Origin of the sequence: Mucilaginibacter metallidurans (assembly GCF_003286435.2) — a bacterium.
In the GTDB taxonomy this organism is placed as follows: domain Bacteria; phylum Bacteroidota; class Bacteroidia; order Sphingobacteriales; family Sphingobacteriaceae; genus Mucilaginibacter; species Mucilaginibacter gossypii.
In genome coordinates this window covers 6,085,952-6,105,104 of the sequence record NZ_CP043449.1, presented here as the reverse complement: position 1 = coordinate 6,105,104, position 19,153 = coordinate 6,085,952, and the positions used below count along the sequence as shown (strand labels likewise).

Sequence of the window (19,153 nt, the reverse complement as noted above, 5' to 3'; positions counted from 1 at the left end):
TTGATTTTTAACATTTCGGTACTATGAATTTAACGGCCAAACAAGCTATCTTTAGCGCTAACATCTACACCTTAAAAGTGGAATACAGCGATAGCACGGCCATTGGTTTAATTAAACAGGGAAGCCAGAAGGCTTTTGAGCGGCTTTTTAAAGATAACTTTAAAAGTTTGCACACCTATGCCTACACTTTTTTAAAAGATGATGAAATGGCCGAAGAAGTAGTACAAAACGTATTTTGCCGCATTTGGGAAAAACGCGATCAGCTTAAAACCGACGGCAGTATCAAGGCTTACCTGTACCGCTCGGTACATAACGAAAGTTTGAACTACTTAAAGCATCAGAAGGTGCGCGCCAACTTTGGCGTTTATTATGCTGATGAGATGGACCAGGTTGGTAATGATGATTCGGCCTCAAAAAAACTGCTCACCGCCGAACTGCAAAAGCACATTGAAAAAGCTCTGAGCGAACTGCCCGAGCAGTGCCGCATTATTTTTCAGCTGAGCAGGTTTGAGCAGTTAAAATACCAGCAAATTGCCGATCAGATGGGCCTCTCGATCAAAACCATCGAAAACCAGATGGGCAAAGCGCTGCGGGTAATGCGCCAAAAGCTGGCCGAGTTTTTACCCATTATTTTATTGTTATTTATTAATTGGTTTGTATGAGCTATACCGGTATGCCTATAGATGATGATTTGCTGGTGAAATACCTGGTTGGCGAAGCTACGCCCGCCGAGGTGGAAGCTATACAGAACTGGATTGCCGCTTCGCCCGCTAACAGGCAGGAGTATGATAATTTTAAACTGATCTGGGATGAGAGCCGGCAAATTGCTTCAACTAAGACTTTGGATGAAGATGCGGCCTATCTCCGGCTGCAAAAAAGGATCAGCAATACAGGCACAACGCCAACCCAACCTGTACGGGTTCGCAAAATGAAAACCAGTTGGTGGATAGGCATAGCGGCATCGCTGCTGTTAGTTTGTACGGTGACCTGGCTAACCATCAGCCACTATTATGATAACCGGAATATTGCTTTCGTCAGGATAAACAGCGAAGGGAAAGCCCGAGCGCAAACCCTGCCCGATGGTTCGGTAGTTACGCTGAACAGTCACAGCACGCTTATTTACCCCGAAAAATTTACCGGCAAAATCCGCCCGGTGACCATGCTGGGCGAGGCTTTTTTTAAGGTAACGCCCGATAAAACAAAACCTTTTATAATTAGGGTGAACGGTGTAACGGTTAGGGTGGTTGGCACGTCGTTCAATGTAAAGAGCCGCAACGGCAAAACACAGGTTATTGTTGAAACGGGCATAGTTAACGTAAGCGAAAAGAAAAAAAGCGTAAACCTTAACCCCGGCGAAAAGGTGTCGGTTACCGGCAAAGATGGCCTGCAGGCTAAAGAAAGTATCAAAGGGCGTTTATATAACTACTATGCAACCCATGAACTGGTTTGCGATGAAACCCCGCTAAATGAGCTGGTAGGTTCATTAAACGAAGTGTACGGGGCGCACATTGTTATCGGCAATAAAGCCATTGCCAACCTGCCTATTACTACGGTGTTTAAAGATCAGTCGTTAGATCAGGTGCTGCTGGTGATCTCCGAAACGTTCAAGATCAAAGTGGAGCGCGGCAAAAAGGGGATTGTGTTGAGGTAAGAATAATAATCCCTATACCATGTCATTGCGAGGAGCACGCAGGGACTGTGTATGGCGCTACGTGGCAATCTCGTAGCTATGCATAAACGATTTGCTTGTTCGATAGGCATGGCTACGGGATTGCCACGCTTCACTCGCAATGACATAACTTAATATACACGTTAGATTTTTTATGTTGTATAAACTACATCGTTACCTAAACTATACCATCTGCCTGCTGCTTCTCTCGGCCTTAACTGCTCATGCCGATTCCATCCTCTCCAAAAACATATCCGTCCATGTAACCGAAATGCGACTGGGCACGGTGCTTAAAACCATCGAACAAAAAGGCAACTTCTACTTTTCGTACAACAGCAACATTGTAAAAACCGACAGTCTGGTTACCATCAATGCTGATAACTGGACGATTAAAGAAGTGCTTGACCACATGCTTCGCTACCGCTTTGAGTACCGTGAAACAAAGAATTTTATTATCCTGAGATATGCGCCCTTACAACTCACCATAGTAACAGACAAGGCTGCTACAGATGGCGACAACTACAACATCAGCGGTACCGTAACCGACGAGCGAACCGGTAATAACCTGCCTAATGCCAGTGTATACTCGCACGAACAATTGCAATCGGTATTGACCGACAAGGAAGGCCATTTTGATATGACCGTCCGCAACGAAGGCCAGCCGATCACCTTAACAATAAGCAAAGAGTTTTATAAGGATACTACGGTTACTTTTTTAGCAGATGTTAACGTAAGAAGCACCGACACCACCCTGAAGAAAAAACGCAGCCTGCTGGGGTATATCCTTAGTGACGATTATTCGGGTGTCGAAAATACTTCGCTGGGCAGGTTGTTCCTTTCCACCAAACAACAGATCCAGGCGGCCAATCTCGGCGGGCTGATTGCCCAGGCCCCCTTTCAGGCTTCGGCCATACCGGGCGTAAGTACCCACGGCAACTTCAGCGGACAGGTAGTGAACGTGGTTTCCCTCAATGCTGTGGGCGGCTATAATGCCGGGGTTGATGGCTTTGAAATGGGCATTATTTTCAATTTAGATAAAGGTGACGTTGGCGCGGTACAAATAGCGGGGATTTTTAACGTTGTTGGCGGTTCGGTCAATGGCATTCAGCTTGGCGGCTTGTACAATAACGTGCTGGGCAACGTGCGGGGTATTCAGCTGGCCCTGCTCCACAACAGCGTAAAACAAAACATGAATGGTTTGCAGTTGTCAGCCCTTTACAATCATACCCGCGGATCAGTCAGGGGCATTCAGTTAGGTGCGATAGGCAATATCGCAGGCAAAAATTCCGATGCTTTACAGCTGGGAGGTATCGGTAACATCGCACAGCAAAAATTTGGTGGTTTACAGGTTGCGGGCTTGTTTAACTATGCCAAACACCTTACCGGGGTGCAATTGGCGCTGGTGAACATCGCCGATACTTCTTCGGGATTTAGTATCGGGCTGCTGAATATTATCAACAGCGGGTATCACAAGCTGACTATCTCTACCAATGAAACTCAAAACATTAACCTTGCTTTCAAAAACGGCAACAGCAAACTATACACCATTTGGCAGGGCGGTATGCGGGTTAATGGTAACAGTAAATTATACTCGTTCGGTTTGGGGTTCGGACGCGAGTTTGGACTGGGGCAGCATTTGGCTATCAACACCGAAATTGGTTCAAGTTACCTGTACCAGGGTACCTGGTCAAAAAACAATCAGCTTAACAAGTTCAACCTTGATTTCACTTATAAGGTAAGCCGGAAGTTTTCCGTTTTCGCAGGGCCGTCGTTAAATTTTCTTTATTCAGATCAGCGTACGCCTGTTGATGGTTATGCTTATGTGCGGAACCTGCATCATTCTTTTATCCGTGATAACAGGAACTGGAGCGGTTGGGTTGGATGGAGTTTTGGGGTTAATTTGTTTTAAGGTGTGCGTGGGCCGGTAACTGGTCTTAGTTGTATTTGACCCCACATAAAAAGAAAGCCCCAATCTCAAAAGAGACTGGAGCTTCCGTATGTAAAATCACTTAAAAAAGCTTATTGAGCCGGGAACGCGCTGCTGAAGTGCGAACCATCAGGATAGATCCCGGCAATGATGATATTGCCCTGGATAGGTTTTACAATTGCCTTGTCAATATCTTCGATACTGCTGATCGGCAGTTTGTTAATACTGGTGATCACAACGCCTTCAGGTATTTCGGCAGCGTCAAATAAACCGCCTTCACGTACCTGGGTTACCAGTACACCGGCGTTAACATGCAGCTTGTTCTTTTCGGCAGGAGTTAAAGCGTGGAAGCTTGCCCCCAGTTTGTTAAACAGCTCCTCGGCCGATTTAGACGCCGCGATACGGTTTGAAGGTGCTACGGCATCGCCTTTAAGCGTTACTGCGAAATCTTTTTCTTTGCCATCGCGCAGTACAGTAATATTGATCTTATCGCCGGGTTGTAAACGGCCTACGCGTTCCTGCAGATCAGATGATTCATAAACCGGCTGCCCTTCAACCTTAACAATGATATCGCCTTTGCGTAAACCTGCCTGTTCGGCACCGCCGCCCGGTACAAGGTCGTTCACGTATAAACCGTTGGTGGTTGTTACGTCGAGTTTTTGGGCATTGTCGGGGTTAAGCTCGGTGAATGTTACACCTACAAAACCACGTTTCACTGTACCAAATTTCTTGATATCGTTCAGTACTTTTTTAGCCAGGTTAACCGGGATGGCAAAGCCGTAGCCTTCGTATGAACCGGTGTGCGAAGCGATAGCGGCGTTGATACCAATCAGTTCGCCACGGGTGTTTACCAGGGCACCGCCGCTGTTGCCAGGGTTAATGGCCGCATCGGTTTGGATGAACGACTCGATAGCTTTGTTCAGCTTAGGAGTCGACTGGTTGCGGGTACGGCCAAACGGGTTGTCGTCATCACTGTTTTCGCTGCCGATGATACCAATATTACGGCCTTTGGCGCTGATGATACCGGCTGTAACGGTTGATGTTAAGTTAAAAGGGTTACCTACGGCTAAAACCCATTCGCCAACTTTAGCGTCATCGCTGTTGCCTAATTTTACAATTGGCAGGTTGTTAGCGCTAACTTTAATGAGGGCAAGATCTGTACTTGGGTCGGTGCCGATAACTTTGGCGCTGAAAGTACGGTGGTCATTAGAGTAAACGGTAATTTTATCGGCCTTTTCAACCACGTGGTTGTTGGTTACAATGTAACCATCAGGCGAAATGATAACGCCTGAACCCGATGCCATCTGCGGCCCTTGCGGACGCACCCGCTGACCAAACATATCGCCAAACATCTGCTCCAGTTGATCCTGTCCACCGCTGCCTTTGTTAGTGTAGGTTGTGCGGATGTAAACCACCGCCGGGGTTGCTGCAGCCGCTGCCTGAGTAAAATCAAGGTCGCCGGTTGATGAAACCGGAGCTGAGGGGTTGCTTGTAAAATACACCTTTTGCTTGTCTTCGAAGCTCAGGTTGTCGGAGTACTTGTTTTCGATAACCTTGTATACTCCTAAGGCCATCGCACCTCCAACAAAAGCGGTTAATAGTGTTAAACCAATCTTTTTCATTTATTATTTGCCTTTCTTATTATTAAGTTTACTTATTTTACAGATCAAATTTAATACCATATAGACGAGATAATCAATGATTAGTTATCCCGTTTTTTGTTAAAATTTGTTAAATAGATAAACATCGGCTATTTTAATTGTTAGCACGAGTTTTGTTGAAGACTAAAGAGGCTGATATTAACAGGATAATTGTGAAGATACATTTTTATAAATACCAGGGCGCTGGCAACGATTTTATTTTGATTGATAACCGCGATAACAGCGTTGATCATCATAATCCTAAGCTGATTTCGGGCCTGTGCGACCGCCGTTTTGGTATCGGAGGCGATGGCTTGATGCTGTTGCAAAATAAAGACGGATACGATTTTGAGATGATTTATTACAATGCCGACGGCCAGCCGAGCAGCATGTGTGGCAACGGCGGGCGCTGTATTGTGGCCTTTGCCAAATTTTTAGGCGTTATTGAATCGGAAACTGAATTTTTGGCGGTAGATGGCCCGCATTATGCCAAAATTTCAGACGAGGGCGATTGGGTAAGCCTGCAAATGATTGATGTAAACGAAGTTAATACTGATGCCGACGCTTACGTACTCAACACCGGCTCTCCACACTATGTAAAGCTGGTTGATGGGCTTGAACAGCGCAATGTTTACCAGGAAGGCCACGCTATCCGCAATAATGCCACTTACCGCAAAAATGGCATTAATGTAAATTTTGTTGAACCAATGGAGGAGGGCTACTTTGTTCGCACGTTTGAGCGCGGGGTAGAGGATGAAACCTTTGCATGCGGAACAGGAGTAACTGCCGTTGCCCTGGCCATGGCGCAGCACAAACAGCAAACCGGGCATATCACTACTCCGATAAAAGTATTAGGGGGCAACCTCAACATTCGTTTTGATTATGATGGCAAAGCTTTTACAGACATCTTTTTAGAAGGCCCTGCTGAAAGGGTTTTTGAAGGGGATGTTGTTATTTAGCACGAAAGCCAGAACCAAGATAAAAGAATATAAAACTGTGACATTGTCGCGCTGCGTTCGCAATGAAGTGAGAAATTATCCGCTCCCGGGCGCTTAATGTACCGGTTTCAATAAGCTAAAAAATGTACCGTCCATAATAACATTGCCGATAGAGTCAAACACGGTTTTTCTGCTGGCCTCGGCTTTCATATCTTCTGCATAAAAAATATGGTCAACCCCCAGTGTTTTCAGGAATGGATCAACTTTGGAGTGCCATTTGTTTTTATAGCAGCAAATTTTAATGCCTTTGTATGATGGGTTTGTGCTTAAACGGCGAAGAATTTTTTCGATATCCTGAACAAGATAATCGTAATCAAGTATAAGCAGGTTGGGTTTGATCTCGTGTATTACCGGAAAGATGGCCGCGGTGATTGAAATATGCTTAAAAACCTTGTTATTAGGTAATACCTCAAGGCCAACTACATGGGGGGCAACCAACAGTACAACTTTAGACCGTACACGGATCATGATCAATCAATTAGGTGCTTAAAAGTAGTTCTTAAATTTCTACTTGTCAAGCATTTATTAATTAATTTAATAAAAACTATGCTCTTAAAATTAAATCTTCATAAGGTGATACCTTTTATTACTTTCGGTTTTTATAATCTTAACACTAAATTAATTTTTGCGATAATTTTTATGCCTCACTTATAATATTGGCTTTTCTACGCCTTTTCCAACGCCTGATTAATAGCAGAAAGATGATAGCGCCTATCATTAAAGGCCATAACGCTATAAGTGCGAAAAAGAGGTTTTGTAAAACTTCCCAGCCTTCGCCAATTGCGGTTTTAAATTTATAGGCGAAACCGTTACCTGTGTTTACTTCGCCCGGGTGCCGGGTATAAAAGCTGATATCAAGCGAACTGTAACTAACCTGGCTGCTCAGATAATTAAGTTGCCCCTGGGCCGAATCGATCGTTGTACGGATGCTGGCCAGCTTATCTTCTATTGCCAGCAGATCGGTCATTTTGGTGGCTTTAGCAGCCAGTTGCAGGTAACGTTGTTCTAATTGTTTGTTATTGCTGATTTCGGCGCGAACATCGATAAACTATGTGGTTACGTCCCTGATATGAATGTTTTTTGATTCGATATGATCGGTGCTGGAAGTTAAGCTATTTAAAAAAGCATCAAAATTTTTGGAGGGTATCCTGATTTTGAGGCTATACTCTTTCTGATTTGTTTCGCCGCTGTTGGTTTCATTTTCTTCTGCGAGGTAACCGCCTAACTTTTTTAGAGACGAAACAATGTTTTGTCTTGCCGCCTTAGGATTGTCGGTTTCAAAGCGGATATCGCCTTCCTTGATGATCTTTTTGGCAGTGTCGGTAATGGGTGGGTTTGAAGCGGTCGGTTTATTAGCAGTACCGGCATCTTCCAGTTGATCGGCAGCTGCCATGCTTTTTTCCCCGGCGGGTGGAGGAGGTACTAACTCAACGTTGGCTACATTTACTTTTTGTTCCGTTTCATGCTTGCATGACATAAGTACAAGCAAAAAGCTTATCGACAGGAAAAAATAGGTTTTCATAATAAGGCTGTTTAATTGTTTTAGATTAAACGATTTTTGCCTTATTAAATTGCGTTTAATTTAATATTTAAAGAATTTAATTTTGTATTTGTGTTTAATTTGAAATTAAATTTTATTTATTTCAGTTTTTCGTTGTTTTTATGACGTTCGGCATCCCGGATGCTTTTCTTTTCCATATTCTTTTCCAGGGCTTCGGTTAGGTCGATGCCGGTTTGATTGGCAAGGCAAATAAGTACAAAAAGAACGTCGGCCATTTCGTCGGCCAGGTTAACTTCTGTATCTGATTTTTTGAATGATTGCTCGCCGTATTTTCTGGCCATAATGCGGGCCACTTCGCCAACTTCTTCCATTAAAATGGCGGTGTTGGTAAGCTCGTTAAAATACCGGATGCCCGTTGTTTTAATCCAGTTATCTACCAGTTGTTGTGCTTCGCTTATCTCCATAAAATAGTTTTAGTGCGGCCGAATTTCATTAAATTTTTTGGAATAAGGCGAATAGGTATATGCCGAAAACAAAATGAAAATACCTTGTAAGGTTTCGTTGCCCCGTGCGACTAAGAGGCAAACAACTTAAAAAATCAAACATGAAAACCAGATCAATCATTTCAGGCGCCCTTATCGCCATTTTTGCAGTTGCCGGCCTTTCTTTTAATGTACAGGCAAAAACATCGGCTCCTTTACATAATATCGTTGCCCTTAGTGATACCGGCAAAATGAAAAAGGATAAGATGAGTAAAGACAAAATGAGCCATGATAAAATGGCTTCGGATAAAATGGGTAAGGACAAGATGGGTTCAGACAAGATGAGCCACGATAAAATGGCATCAGACAAAATGGGCTCTGATAAAATGTCAAAAGACAAGATGGGTTCAGACAAAATGAGCCACGATAAAATGTCTAAAAGTAAAATGAGTAAAGGTAAAATGGGCAAAGACAGCTCAGGCAAAATGTAACCTTGCTTTTGTTTCGTGATTGTTTAAAGGGAGCCCGCATGAGCTCCCTTTTGCTTTTAATGGATCCGGCCTTTCTCGTCCTGGTTGCCGGTATCTTGCTTCTCTGCTTTAGCCTGACTATTCCCAAAACGATAGCTGATACCCACCAGGGCATACCTGTTGATCTGGAAGTTGGTATACTTTTGCCTTACCCCGTTTACGATTGTGGTAACTGCCGATGCACTGCTCCTGAAAACATCATTCATCACCAATGAAATAGCTATTTTCTTTTTAAAAGCGGAGGCCTTAATGCCGAGGTCGAGTTTATAATAAGCATCGCTTCTGCCTATATGATCAATCTCCGGGAACTGGTACCAGAAATTTATCGCTCCTGAAAAGCTTTTATCCGCATTAAAATAAATGTTATTGTTGGTAGCGATATAAGCTCCAAACCCGCTAATGCCTTTTACTGCAGCCAATGCCGATTTTGCATCGGTATGATAAAAAGTGAACTGGTTATTATTATCAAGCCAGCTAAGCAATTGCATCGAATAATTTTCGGAAATGCCCGCCCGGTAAGTTTTAATAAAATTGAGCGGCGTGGTATAAACCAGGTTGGTATCTGCCCGGGCAATGGTCACATTGTTGAAACCATTGTTGGTAACGTTTAAAAATATGGCCGATGTAAGCCTGTTTTTGTAGGTATGCGAAAGCTCAAAATTGGTATTATATTCTGGTTGAAGATAGGGGTTGCCTTCGCCATAGCTATAAGCTGTAAACAGGCTCTTGAATGGGTTAAGATTCCAGAAAGTTGGCCGGTTAACCCGCCTGCCAAAGTTTAGTGATAAGCTGTGATTAACAGCTGCCTGGTAACTCACCGTTGCCGATGGAAACAACCTTGTGTAATTATTAATGGTAGTTTGGTTAAGCGTGTGCGAGTAGCCTTTGGTTTCGGTGCGCTCTGCCCGCAAGCCGGCCTGGTACTTCCATTTACCATCCTCGCGGTTTATGCTGCCATAAACAGATTGGGTATTTTCGGTATAGGTAAACTCGTTGCTCAGGTTATCGTCATAACGCAGTGAATCATTAACGGTTTTTTTATAATAGAATGCATTGCTGTAATTATTGATAAAGCTCAGTTTGCCGCCAAAAGCAAAGCGCGCATATTTGGTAGGTAAAAGAGCATCGGCCTTAAAAGTAAAAATGTTAATATCCTGTTTATTTGTATCATGATAACGGTTACGGCCGGCAGCATTCAGTGAGCCATCGTTCAAGTAAGTGTTGCTCGCAAAGTCCGATCTGTCGGTGCGGTAATAGTTAAAATAGTCGGCATTAAGTACCAGTTTAGCACCTGATGTATCCAGGCTGATAGTGCTATGCAGGTTACCCGCATTGCTGATAGCCACCGGGTGATAGGTGGCATAGGTTCTTAATGTTGAATCGATAGCACCGGTAGTGTTGTTAATGATGGGGTTATTCACATGGTCAGATCCATCATAAGTGTTTTTACCGCCCTGGTAATTTACGCCGATAGTAACCCTCGGACTAAACCGGTAATCGGCACCGGCAATGACGTTTAAATTATGATAGCGATAGTTGCCGGTATCGGTTTGCAGCCAGGTTTGTTTGAGGTAATAAATATCGGTTTCAAAGCCTTCCAATTCGTGGTCGTGATCAACGTTTACGCTGGCATATGCGGAGAGTTTGGCCGAATTGTAGTTAATATCGCCGCCGGCATTTAACCACCAGTAATTGCTGGTACCATAAACCGAGGCGGGGCCATGCAACCATTGCTTATCATTGATCTGTACACTGCCCGCATAGCCATGTTTTTTGCTATGTTTGAGCGTGATGTTGATCAATCCGGCGTTGCCCTCAGCATCATAAGCGGCCCCCGGGTTTTTAATTACGTCAATACTGCCCACCTGGCTTGCAGATAATGAGCGCAGGTAACGGAGCAGATCGGTTCCAGCCAGTTGAACCAATCTTTCGTTCACCATAACTTTAACGCTGCCTTTACCAACAATGCTCAGGTCATTATCACCAACTTTTATACCCGGCACGCGGCCAATAACCGTAAGCGCATCAGCTCCTGCCGATGTGGCACTGGTGGATACATTATAAATCAGCTTATCGCCCTTGTTTTCAACAGAGGTTTTGCCTGCTGTTACGGTTACTTCGTTCAACTGTGTGGTATTATCAGGGAGGGTAATAGATACCGAGGTATCTTGTTGCAAGTTTAATTTAAGTATGGTTTTTTGATAGCCGGTGAAGGTGATAGTTAAATGATAGGTCCCTTTATCAACGTCAGTAAAACTAAATAGCCCGACGGAATCGGTTTGCACTACCCTTGTTTGCTCTGAATTTTGTTGTTGCAGGTTAACCACAGCAAAAGCCACAGGAACTTTAGAATTGTCGACAATTTTACCGCTAACTTTTACCTGGGCAAACAGGCTGCTATAAAATAAACTAAAAAATAAAAAGCTGTAGATATGTTTCAAACCGGGACGGGGTTGAGGTTTATAATTCCGTAAATTAAATGAAAAACCGCCGCAAATTGTTTAGCGGCGGTTCTGTTTTATTTAAAGCGGTATCCCGTGAAGAGGGTTGATGTTATGTATCACTTCTTACATGTTCCAATTTTCCGTTTTCGGTAATGTGGTATTCGGAACGCAGAAGGGCATCCGTGTTGATGTTATTGTCTTTCTTTTTTCTTTTCCGGGGACCTGAAACGGCCAATATAATAACCGCCAGGAACAGGGTGATCTCTATCAAACTCACTAACATGGGGAGTTGTATTTATATGCTTCATTGTGTTGATTGATTTAATGATTGTTTTTATTCAATTTAGTTTGATTGTAAAATAAGAAAATAAAATCAGTTGTTTTTAACCCAGGTGAAAATTAGTATGATTTTTTGTGCCGATATTTAACCTTATTGCACTTTGTTAATTATGGCCGATAAGCAACAGGTATTAAACGAACTGCTTGGCAATTTTGCCGGTATGTCTGAAAACGATGTGGCGGTTAGCTTGCCGTATTGGCGCACCCGTAAAATTGAGAAAGGCGATTTTTTTAACATGCAGAACATTGTATGTACCGATCTTGCGCTTATTAACAAAGGTTTGTTCCGGATCTACTACGTACACCCCGAAACGCAGGAAGAAAAGAACATCTACTTTTTTTCGGAAAGGCAGTTCCTGGTATCATTCCGCAGTTTTATCAATCAATACCCTTGCGCATATTATATCCAGGCGATGGAGGATGCCGAGATCATCTCCATCAACTATAATGATCTTCAATATCTTTACTCCACGCCAACCGGCTGGCAACGCTTCGGTCGCCTGATTGCCGAATTATTCTTTAACCAATCGCAAGCCCGTACCGAAGAGTTTTTATTTAATACAGCCGAAGAGCGTTATTTGAAAATGATAACGCAGCATCCCAATATCGTAAGCCGCATTCCCGCATATCATATTTCATCTTATTTGGGTATTAAAAACCCATCTCTTACCCGCATCAAGAAGCGATTATCACAGCAAAAGCCTTAAAAACGAAACTCTGCTGACAAATGCCCCTCCCGGTTTTCACCTAAGTGAAAATTGCCGCCACGTTTTGTCCCCAACTTTGCATCAAACAAAACGAAATAAAAATTGAAAGCCATGTCAGCAAATAAAACATTGATCATAGAAACTTCAGCCGCGGCTAATACAGCCCGCGAGTTGCGTAAGCTTTATTTTACAAGGGTAGCATTTTCAGTTACCTGGGTAATATTGGTATCGTTATTAGCTAAAACTTCATTTACCGCAGCTACCATACTACTCGTGATCTATCCGTTATGGGATGTTGTAGGTACATTCCTTGATATCCGTGCTAATCAAGGCAACGGAACATCGGTAACACCTCAATATGTAAATGCAGCTATTAGCATCGTTACAACCCTGGCGGTAGGTTTTGCTATAACCAAAGGAGTGCCTGCCGCGTTAATTGTATTTGGCGGATGGGCTTTGTTAACAGGATTAATCCAATTGGTATTGGGCTTAAAAAGACGTAAAGAGTTTGGCGGCCAATGGCCAATGATATTAAGCGGGGGACAATCTATGCTTGCTGGTGTATCATTTATAGCAATGGCGCACTCGCCTAATATGGGGATTGCGAATTTGGCAGGGTATTCGGCTTTTGGTGCTTTTTATTATTTATTAGCTGCAATAAGGTTAGGTAAAAGCGCAAAGGCGGTTGCTGGGAATTGATATTCGCCTGTTAATATAAAACTAGGTCATTGCGAGCGAAGCGTGGCAATTTCGTCGAAAGCAGAGCGAACCTGCAATGTATTTATGCATAGCTACGAGATTGCCACGTCGCGTCCAACGCTCGTCCCCAGCGGCTCCTCGCAATGACATTTTTTATTTAAACACTCCCTTAAACTTCAAAAACACAATCCCCTCATTTACCAGTTGCGCATCTGCCTTAACCTGCTCATCAACGGTATTCATCTTTATCTCCAATCCAACCTGGGGGTATTCATTAGGGTTGATGAACGACAGAAACTTGATATTATCAGCCTTAACAAGTCTTAACTTTTTGCCGAGCTGATTTTCCAGAGTCTCTTTGACCATCTGCATCATGCACACACCTGGCACAATGGGATTGCCTGGGAAATGCCCTTTAAAAATATCATGCGCAGGGTTAAGGCTGATGGTTGTTTTGAGCAAGTCGCCATCAGTTGTGGGAGTGGTAAAACTGAAAAAAGTATTGTTGAGCATCTATCTTTCCAAACGTTTAAGACCGATATTAAATTTAAAGTTTTTATGGCTGATGCCAATGGTATCAGGAATGCCGTTGTGAAAGCCATGCATAATGGCCTGTACCACGGGTTTCCTGTCGGATGAGCGTTCCATGCGGATTAGCTCTGTTCCGGTTTTATTGGTGATGTAATAGTTGGCACCTTTTTCCTGCGGGAAAACATAATACAGATAGTTATCATCTTTGCGCATATAACCTGTTTCGGGGTTTTGCTTACGCATCATTACCAGTTCAAAATCCTTTTGCAGGGTGATGATCACCGGGCGCTTGTCCATTTGTTTGATGATATAATACACCTTAAAGCCGCCATCCGGGTTAAATTCAAAATCAAAAAATTTAAAGCCCATCTCATTGCTGAATACCAAGCGTACGCTTTTATCGGGCAGGGTTTTAATAAGCAGCAAGCCACTTAAATGGTGACCACCAATTACGTCTACTTCGGTTTTATAAAGCACGTTGGTAAAATCGGGGGCAAATTTTTTGATCTCGCGTACGTCACCTTCGGCCGGTTTCAGGTTTTTGTAAACCGAAGAACAGCCTGCCAGGATCAGCAGGCAGCTACTTAATAGCAAAAAGCGCATCCGGGATATTGGCATTGATCTCTTTATTAGTAAAATGCAGGGTAGTGCTATCGCCCGATCCTTCCAGCATTTCGATGGTGTTTACCGAGTAATCTTTTTTATCAACGGTAATCTCAATGGTCTTAAAAAAATCGCTCAGTTGCTTATTGACAGGGGAAAGTAAAACCAGATATGTCCCCTTGTTTTCATAAATTGCCGACTTGAAATCACCGCTGCTGAGCGCCGTTCCCTGGATACAATCGACAACAATTTTGTTGATCTGCTTAAATACTTTGTTGGATCGGGTGGATACCTTGTTTTCCTTTTGGCCGTCTTTAATGTACACATTATCCTTGTTCAGGATCATGAGGTAGCTGAAGGGTTGAGTATACTCCATCCGCAGCATATTAGGCTTGCGGTACCAGAATTTGCCCTTGGATGTGATCTTTTCCGATAGCATGCTCAGGCTTTTCTCCTGGGTAAAGTCGCTTTTAATGCTATTGGTTTTTGCAGCAACATCGGCAAATTGCTGTTTAAATTTGGTGAGATCGCTGAGTTGAGTATAGCCTGAGTGTTGGGCTTGGGCAATAGCCGTAAAGCAGAAGAAAGCCAGAAAAAATATTGCCAATTTTAAAAGCAAGGGCCAGCGCGCTTCCCCTCTCGAGAGGGGCGGAGGGGTGTGTTTCTGCTTTAATAAGTCATTCGCAGAAACACACCCCTGCCAACGCTCATTGCCTTTGCACCCCCTCTCAAGAGGGGAGTTTAGCATCGTTATTTCTTTACGCATAAGCCTGTAAATTTAGTATTTTATCCAGCCGTACTATTTCGTATCCCTGTGCTTTGGCCTGTTCAATAAACAGGGGCAATACCGAAATTGTTGCAGCTCCCGTATCATGAAACAGGAAAATAGCGCCGGGGTTTAAGCGGCGCGTTATCTTATTTAATAGTTTTTGAGGATTGTTGATTACCGTGTCCATCGAGCGCACGCTCCAGCCTATGGGTATCATCCTGCTTTGTAAAATAGCTTTTTTGAGGTTTGGATTGATCACCCCGTAAGGGGGGCGGAACAACAGTGGACTTAAGTTAATCGTCTGCCTTACTGATTGATTGGTCTGAAGCATATCATCCAGCATTTTGGCGGAAGAAAACAGATCGAACCAGAAATGGTGCGAAAAACTATGATTACCGATGATGTGGCCCTGCTCGTGAATTTGTTTCAGGATAACTTCATTGCCGGGTATCCTGTTGCCAATGCAAAAAAAAGCGGCAGGAATATTTTGTTGTTTTAGGGTATTTAAAATCTGTGGTGTGGCGGTAGCATCAGGTCCATCGTCAAATGTTATAGCGATGATCTTTTTGTTGGTTTTGAGCGAGCACATCACCCGCATAAAAAAGTTGGAGCCGATGTAATAGCACCCGTAAAATAAGATCAACGAGTAAATAAAGATCAGCACCGGGTAACTCCACCATGACACCCCTTCGGTAATATGCTGCCAGATAATTAGCCCAAGCAGCCCGGCAAAAAGGATATTGGTATTCCTGAAGTTTAGCATGCTGAAAGCAGTATTAGTGAGTGGTGGATATTTTGATAGTGATTGTAGATCAATACTTTTCTTAACGGGGTTTGGTCGATATCTGATACAAATGAACAAGCACCGTTTTTGATTTGATGGGCCGCCAGCCACGTTGCGAATGCAGAGGAAGTTGGGTATTCGCCACAGAGGGCTTTGTAATTGATGGCAGGAATATTGGCAAAATCGTACCTTAATAATTGCTCATAAACTGCATCATTTTTTAAGTCACCGTTATTACCTGTTAATACCAGGTCAATCTCATGGATATTGGTGTTCTGGCTTTGCAGAAAAATGCTGATCTGCTGCTTTATTTCGGCAGTATTGCGCGGTTTATAAAAGCTGGATACACCATCAATTTTAGCCCAACCATTACCTAAGGCTTCCCTGCTCAACATGAAAAACGCGGATCCTTCACCGGCCATTGTTCCCTTACCGGGAGTGTTTAACAGTTCAAAGTTCGATGCCGGATGTTGACGATAAAGCCCCATTCGCTTTAAAATAGCACGGCTGTTGGCCATAATTTCATCAATACCGCCCACCAGTATGTTAGCTGCTTCGCCCTCATACAACAGCATCGTGGCATCAAGCAGCGCATTTTCAAATGAAGCGCCACCGTTCACAAATGTATTGTTGTACTGATGGCATTGAAGTAACAGGGCAATCTGCGCACTGATGGTATTATGGGTGGATTGGATAAACGCGGTAGGGGAAAGCGCTTCCTCGTTTTGCTGCACCATTTTACTCAGGAATGTATTGGTATCCTCCATACAGCCGTAAGCAGTTCCGGTAATAATGGCATCGGGTGCGTTGATCCCCGCCTGGTGCAGGCAATCCATACCGGCAGCAACACCCATTTTAATGATGCGGCTCATGCGGCGGATGAGTTTTGGATCGATCAGCGATTTATAGTCTGGTTCAATACAAGCCAGCTTGTCACCAGTGTATTCAACCAGTTCCGAAAGGAACGGCTGCGTGCCGAATGTGTTTTGTGGCGATATATTGCTTGCTGCCCTGATGTACATCGCCTATGGTTTTGAAAATATTAATGATGAACAATTGCCGCCAAACCCGAACGAATTGGAGAGTACATGCTTTATCTCCGGTTGTTTTGAAAAGCGGGTTTCAGGCGTAAAAGGCAGGCCTTCCATCGGCGTTTCAAACCTTAGATTAGGATATACTAACCCACGCTGTACCGCCAATACCGAAAATACAGCTTCAATGCCGCCGCTTGCTCCGAGCGTGTGCCCCGTGAATGCTTTAGTAGAGCTCATTTTTGGAGAATGTCCTGCAAATAGCTTGTTGATTGCCGCCCCCTCCGAGCTGTCATTATTTTGTGTGCCCGTGCCGTGCAGGTTAATGTAGCCGATATCGGCAGGCTGTAAGCCACTTTTTTTAAGCGCGCCTTCCATGGCCAATAATGATCCAGTTCCTTCGGGCGATGATGCCGTTTGATGATAGGCGTCGTTTGCGTTATGGTAGCCGCTTAATGTACAATATAAATCCTTTTTTAGCGATGATGCTATCCGCTCAGATACCAACCCTACATAACCAGAACCTTCGCCAAGGTTAAGGCCACGGCGGTTGGCATCAAAAGGTTGGCAGGGCTGTTTATCCAATATCATGAGGGTATTAAAGCCATTGAGCGTAAAGCGGGTAAGTGCATCGGTACCCCCGGCGATAACAACATCGAGCATGTTGTTTTTAATAAGCCTTGCCCCATACATAATGGCATTGGCAGATGAAGAACAAGCTGTACTAATAGTACTTACATAATGCCTTATGCCCAGCTGATCGGCAACTAAATTAGTTATAGCGCCGCATTCGTGGTTAACTACATCGCGTAAACGACCTTTGGTGTTATCGGCTAAGAAATCACGAAAAAAATTTTCGGTTTTATCCATGCCGCCAACGGTATTGGCGGAGATAAAGCCTGTTCTTAAACCTGCAAGATTGGAAATTCCGGTATCTGTTAATGCTTCTTTGGCGGCAATTGAACTCAGCATAGCCGTGCGGCTGATGCCGGGTTTAAATCCCGATAATTCGGCGAGCTCTTGATTGCTTAGTTTAACCTCACCAACCGGAAACTCATCCCGGTGTTCAGTATCCAGGTATTGGATAGGGGCAATACCCGTTTTTTCCTGTTCAAGCAACAGCAGGTTTTGGGCCACAGTATTACCTATGGCAGAAATTACCCCAAGGCCGGCTATAAAAACAGGGTGCTCCATTGTTTAAGCGTTCGGAATCCTGGTGCTTTCAATAAATTCGGCAATGGTGCGTACTGAGCGGAAGATCTTCGGGCCGTCCTCTGCGTTGGAAAGCTTTACTTTATATTTTTGCTGTAGCAGCACAATCAGTTCCAGCGCGTCTATTGAATCCAGCCCCAGGCCATCACCAAAAAGCGCCTGATCGTCGCCTATTTCCTCCGGCTTCACATCCTGTAAGTTCAACTGCTCAATGATCTGCTCTTTCAGATCGGCCATTAATTTATCCATATGGTAAGTTTTATAATTACCCCCCCTCTAAATCTCTCTCAATAGGGGAGACTTTGAAAGACATCTTTTTTAATATTTTCTGTTATGAAGTTCTTTAAACTCCATCTGTACTATTATCTGTAATTTCTTTCATTGCCGTTGGCTTTAGCCAACGGAATACTCATCCGTAACCAAGGGCTTTAGCCAAAATGCCGCTTTTAGATTGTGGCTAAAGCCGGCATCCGTTAACCCTTTTTACCGTTGGTTAAAACCAACGGCAATGAATCATATACCATTTTGACTGTTTCGGTAGAAAAATGTATTGCCCCTGCTTTCTCTATCAAAAACAAAACGGCTTTATAGCCGGTGGCTGTCATTTCTGTCCAACCGCATATACAGGCTTGCAGTTGTTCTGTCTCCAGTAAATTGGAAACGTAGCTGCTGATGAAATCCGCATTAAAATGCTCAAAAATATAAAAAGCGTTTTCGCCTTTAAAATGATGACGGATGCAGATCTCGCCGATAACAATATTGGGCAGCGTATACACAAACAAAGCCGGGCTTGCTATCTCCTGTACCGAATCGTAATATCGCTTATCGGCATCAATGCTCGAACTCGCATTGATCAACACCACGCCGATGTCAGTCGGTTGATATTTCTCCTTGTCGAAATCTTTCAGCAAAACCTCTGCAGCAAGCCATCCCAGTTTTGCCAGGTTATCCATTTTATAAAACTTAGGGTATTTTGCCCCGATAAGTTGGTAAGCGGATAACAGGAAACCGGGAACATCAGTATATTCTGCTTCAAACAGCAGCGTACCATTATAGTGTACAGCATTGCTGCTGATGGTACAATGAGATGATATATAATACTGGTTGTTCAATTTATAGTTTTACTAATCTAATACTGAAAAATTTCTACACAAATGCTTTGCAAGCTTTCCACAATTAATCGAATCTTAACTTGATTCAATTCGTGTAATTCGATTAATACGTAAAAATTAGTGTGAAAAATTTTCATTTATTGTTTTTCAATTCGTACGTGGTTTAATGATCCTG

20 protein-coding genes and 1 pseudogene are annotated in these 19,153 nt (G+C 43.5%); 7 read left to right on the top strand and 14 right to left on the bottom strand.

Annotated elements, in window-relative coordinates:
* The first annotated feature begins 23 nt into the window (after positions 1-23).
* From DIU38_RS26120 to DIU38_RS26110, 3 genes are all read left to right on the top strand, one after another.
* Positions 24-662 carry an RNA polymerase sigma-70 factor gene (locus tag DIU38_RS26120; RefSeq protein ID WP_112656483.1) on the top strand — a complete coding sequence of 213 codons (639 nt, stop codon included), beginning with the start codon at positions 24-26 and terminating at the stop codon, positions 660-662.
* Entirely contained in the window at positions 659-1,651 is a 993-nt protein-coding gene (locus DIU38_RS26115; protein ID WP_112656485.1) for a FecR domain-containing protein, read from the top strand. Before DIU38_RS26120 ends, DIU38_RS26115 begins: the two co-directional genes overlap by 4 nt.
* 172 nt (positions 1,652-1,823) lie before the next feature.
* Entirely contained in the window at positions 1,824-3,578 is a 1,755-nt protein-coding gene (locus tag DIU38_RS26110; protein WP_112656487.1) for a carboxypeptidase-like regulatory domain-containing protein, read from the top strand.
* A 110-nt stretch (positions 3,579-3,688) separates the two neighbouring features.
* Here the strand turns inward: DIU38_RS26110 and DIU38_RS26105 are convergent, their stop codons facing one another.
* Entirely contained in the window at positions 3,689-5,218 is a 1,530-nt protein-coding gene (locus DIU38_RS26105; protein ID WP_112656489.1) for a Do family serine endopeptidase, read from the bottom strand.
* A gap of 191 nt (positions 5,219-5,409) precedes the next feature.
* Here DIU38_RS26105 and dapF point away from each other — a divergent pair, with 191 nt between their 5' ends.
* Positions 5,410-6,195, top strand: a complete 786-nt coding sequence (dapF, locus tag DIU38_RS26100; protein ID WP_208057703.1) for a diaminopimelate epimerase — start codon at positions 5,410-5,412, stop codon at positions 6,193-6,195.
* A gap of 93 nt (positions 6,196-6,288) precedes the next feature.
* Here the strand turns inward: dapF and DIU38_RS26095 are convergent, their stop codons facing one another.
* The 3 genes and pseudogenes from DIU38_RS26095 to DIU38_RS26080 all read right to left on the bottom strand — a co-directional run bounded on the left by DIU38_RS26095 (position 6,289) and on the right by DIU38_RS26080 (position 8,199).
* Entirely contained in the window at positions 6,289-6,702 is a 414-nt protein-coding gene (locus DIU38_RS26095; protein ID WP_112656491.1) for a hypothetical protein, read from the bottom strand.
* A gap of 169 nt (positions 6,703-6,871) precedes the next feature.
* Positions 6,872-7,627 (bottom strand): annotated as a pseudogene (locus DIU38_RS34240) (DUF4349 domain-containing protein).
* A gap of 245 nt (positions 7,628-7,872) precedes the next feature.
* On the bottom strand, positions 7,873-8,199 hold the full coding sequence (locus DIU38_RS26080) for a nucleotide pyrophosphohydrolase (protein ID WP_091173240.1): 327 nt from the start codon (positions 8,197-8,199) through the stop codon (positions 7,873-7,875).
* A gap of 140 nt (positions 8,200-8,339) precedes the next feature.
* Between DIU38_RS26080 and DIU38_RS26075 the strand changes: the two genes are divergently transcribed.
* Entirely contained in the window at positions 8,340-8,708 is a 369-nt protein-coding gene (locus DIU38_RS26075) for a hypothetical protein (protein WP_112656497.1), read from the top strand.
* A gap of 56 nt (positions 8,709-8,764) precedes the next feature.
* Here DIU38_RS26075 and DIU38_RS26070 read toward each other — a convergent pair whose 3' ends face one another.
* The gene (locus tag DIU38_RS26070) at positions 8,765-11,188 is read right to left on the bottom strand and encodes a TonB-dependent receptor domain-containing protein (protein ID WP_112656499.1); all 2,424 of its coding nucleotides are present in this window, start codon (positions 11,186-11,188) and stop codon (positions 8,765-8,767) included.
* 112 nt (positions 11,189-11,300) lie between these two features.
* A complete protein-coding gene (locus tag DIU38_RS33240) occupies positions 11,301-11,474 on the bottom strand; it encodes a hypothetical protein (protein ID WP_167516286.1) in 174 nt (57 codons plus the stop codon).
* 166 nt (positions 11,475-11,640) lie between these two features.
* On the opposite strand from DIU38_RS33240, the gene DIU38_RS26065 reads away from it, so the two are divergent.
* Together DIU38_RS26065 and DIU38_RS26060 are read left to right on the top strand one after the other, a co-directional pair.
* Positions 11,641-12,237 carry a Crp/Fnr family transcriptional regulator gene (locus tag DIU38_RS26065; protein ID WP_112656501.1) on the top strand — a complete coding sequence of 199 codons (597 nt, stop codon included), beginning with the start codon at positions 11,641-11,643 and terminating at the stop codon, positions 12,235-12,237.
* Between the two features lie 111 nt (positions 12,238-12,348).
* Entirely contained in the window at positions 12,349-12,936 is a 588-nt protein-coding gene (locus tag DIU38_RS26060) for a DUF308 domain-containing protein (RefSeq protein WP_112656503.1), read from the top strand.
* Positions 12,937-13,089: 153 nt separating this feature from the next.
* On the opposite strand, the gene DIU38_RS26055 is transcribed toward DIU38_RS26060, so the two are convergent.
* The 8 genes from DIU38_RS26055 to DIU38_RS26020 all read right to left on the bottom strand — a co-directional run bounded on the left by DIU38_RS26055 (position 13,090) and on the right by DIU38_RS26020 (position 18,978).
* Positions 13,090-13,449 (bottom strand): 3-hydroxyacyl-ACP dehydratase, encoded by a 360-nt coding sequence (locus tag DIU38_RS26055; protein ID WP_112656505.1) that lies wholly within the window; start codon positions 13,447-13,449, stop codon positions 13,090-13,092.
* The gene (locus DIU38_RS26050) at positions 13,450-14,085 is read right to left on the bottom strand and encodes a hypothetical protein (RefSeq protein ID WP_208057704.1); all 636 of its coding nucleotides are present in this window, start codon (positions 14,083-14,085) and stop codon (positions 13,450-13,452) included.
* On the bottom strand, positions 14,048-14,677 hold the full coding sequence (locus tag DIU38_RS26045) for a LolA family protein (RefSeq protein ID WP_208057708.1): 630 nt from the start codon (positions 14,675-14,677) through the stop codon (positions 14,048-14,050). The genes DIU38_RS26050 and DIU38_RS26045 overlap by 38 nt, the downstream gene beginning before the upstream one ends.
* Positions 14,678-14,828: 151 nt before the next feature.
* Positions 14,829-15,602, bottom strand: a complete 774-nt coding sequence (locus DIU38_RS26040; protein WP_112656508.1) for a polysaccharide deacetylase family protein — start codon at positions 15,600-15,602, stop codon at positions 14,829-14,831.
* Positions 15,596-16,645 (bottom strand): beta-ketoacyl synthase chain length factor, encoded by a 1,050-nt coding sequence (locus DIU38_RS26035; RefSeq protein ID WP_112656510.1) that lies wholly within the window; start codon positions 16,643-16,645, stop codon positions 15,596-15,598. Before DIU38_RS26035 ends, DIU38_RS26040 begins: the two co-directional genes overlap by 7 nt.
* A gap of 3 nt (positions 16,646-16,648) precedes the next feature.
* Positions 16,649-17,848 carry a beta-ketoacyl-[acyl-carrier-protein] synthase family protein gene (locus DIU38_RS26030; RefSeq protein ID WP_112656512.1) on the bottom strand — a complete coding sequence of 400 codons (1,200 nt, stop codon included), beginning with the start codon at positions 17,846-17,848 and terminating at the stop codon, positions 16,649-16,651.
* Positions 17,849-17,851: 3 nt separating this feature from the next.
* A complete protein-coding gene (locus DIU38_RS26025; RefSeq protein WP_112656514.1) occupies positions 17,852-18,115 on the bottom strand; it encodes a phosphopantetheine-binding protein in 264 nt (87 codons plus the stop codon).
* A 224-nt stretch (positions 18,116-18,339) separates the two neighbouring features.
* Positions 18,340-18,978 (bottom strand): 3-oxoacyl-ACP synthase, encoded by a 639-nt coding sequence (locus DIU38_RS26020; protein ID WP_112656516.1) that lies wholly within the window; start codon positions 18,976-18,978, stop codon positions 18,340-18,342.
* Positions 18,979-19,153: the final 175 nt, after the last annotated feature.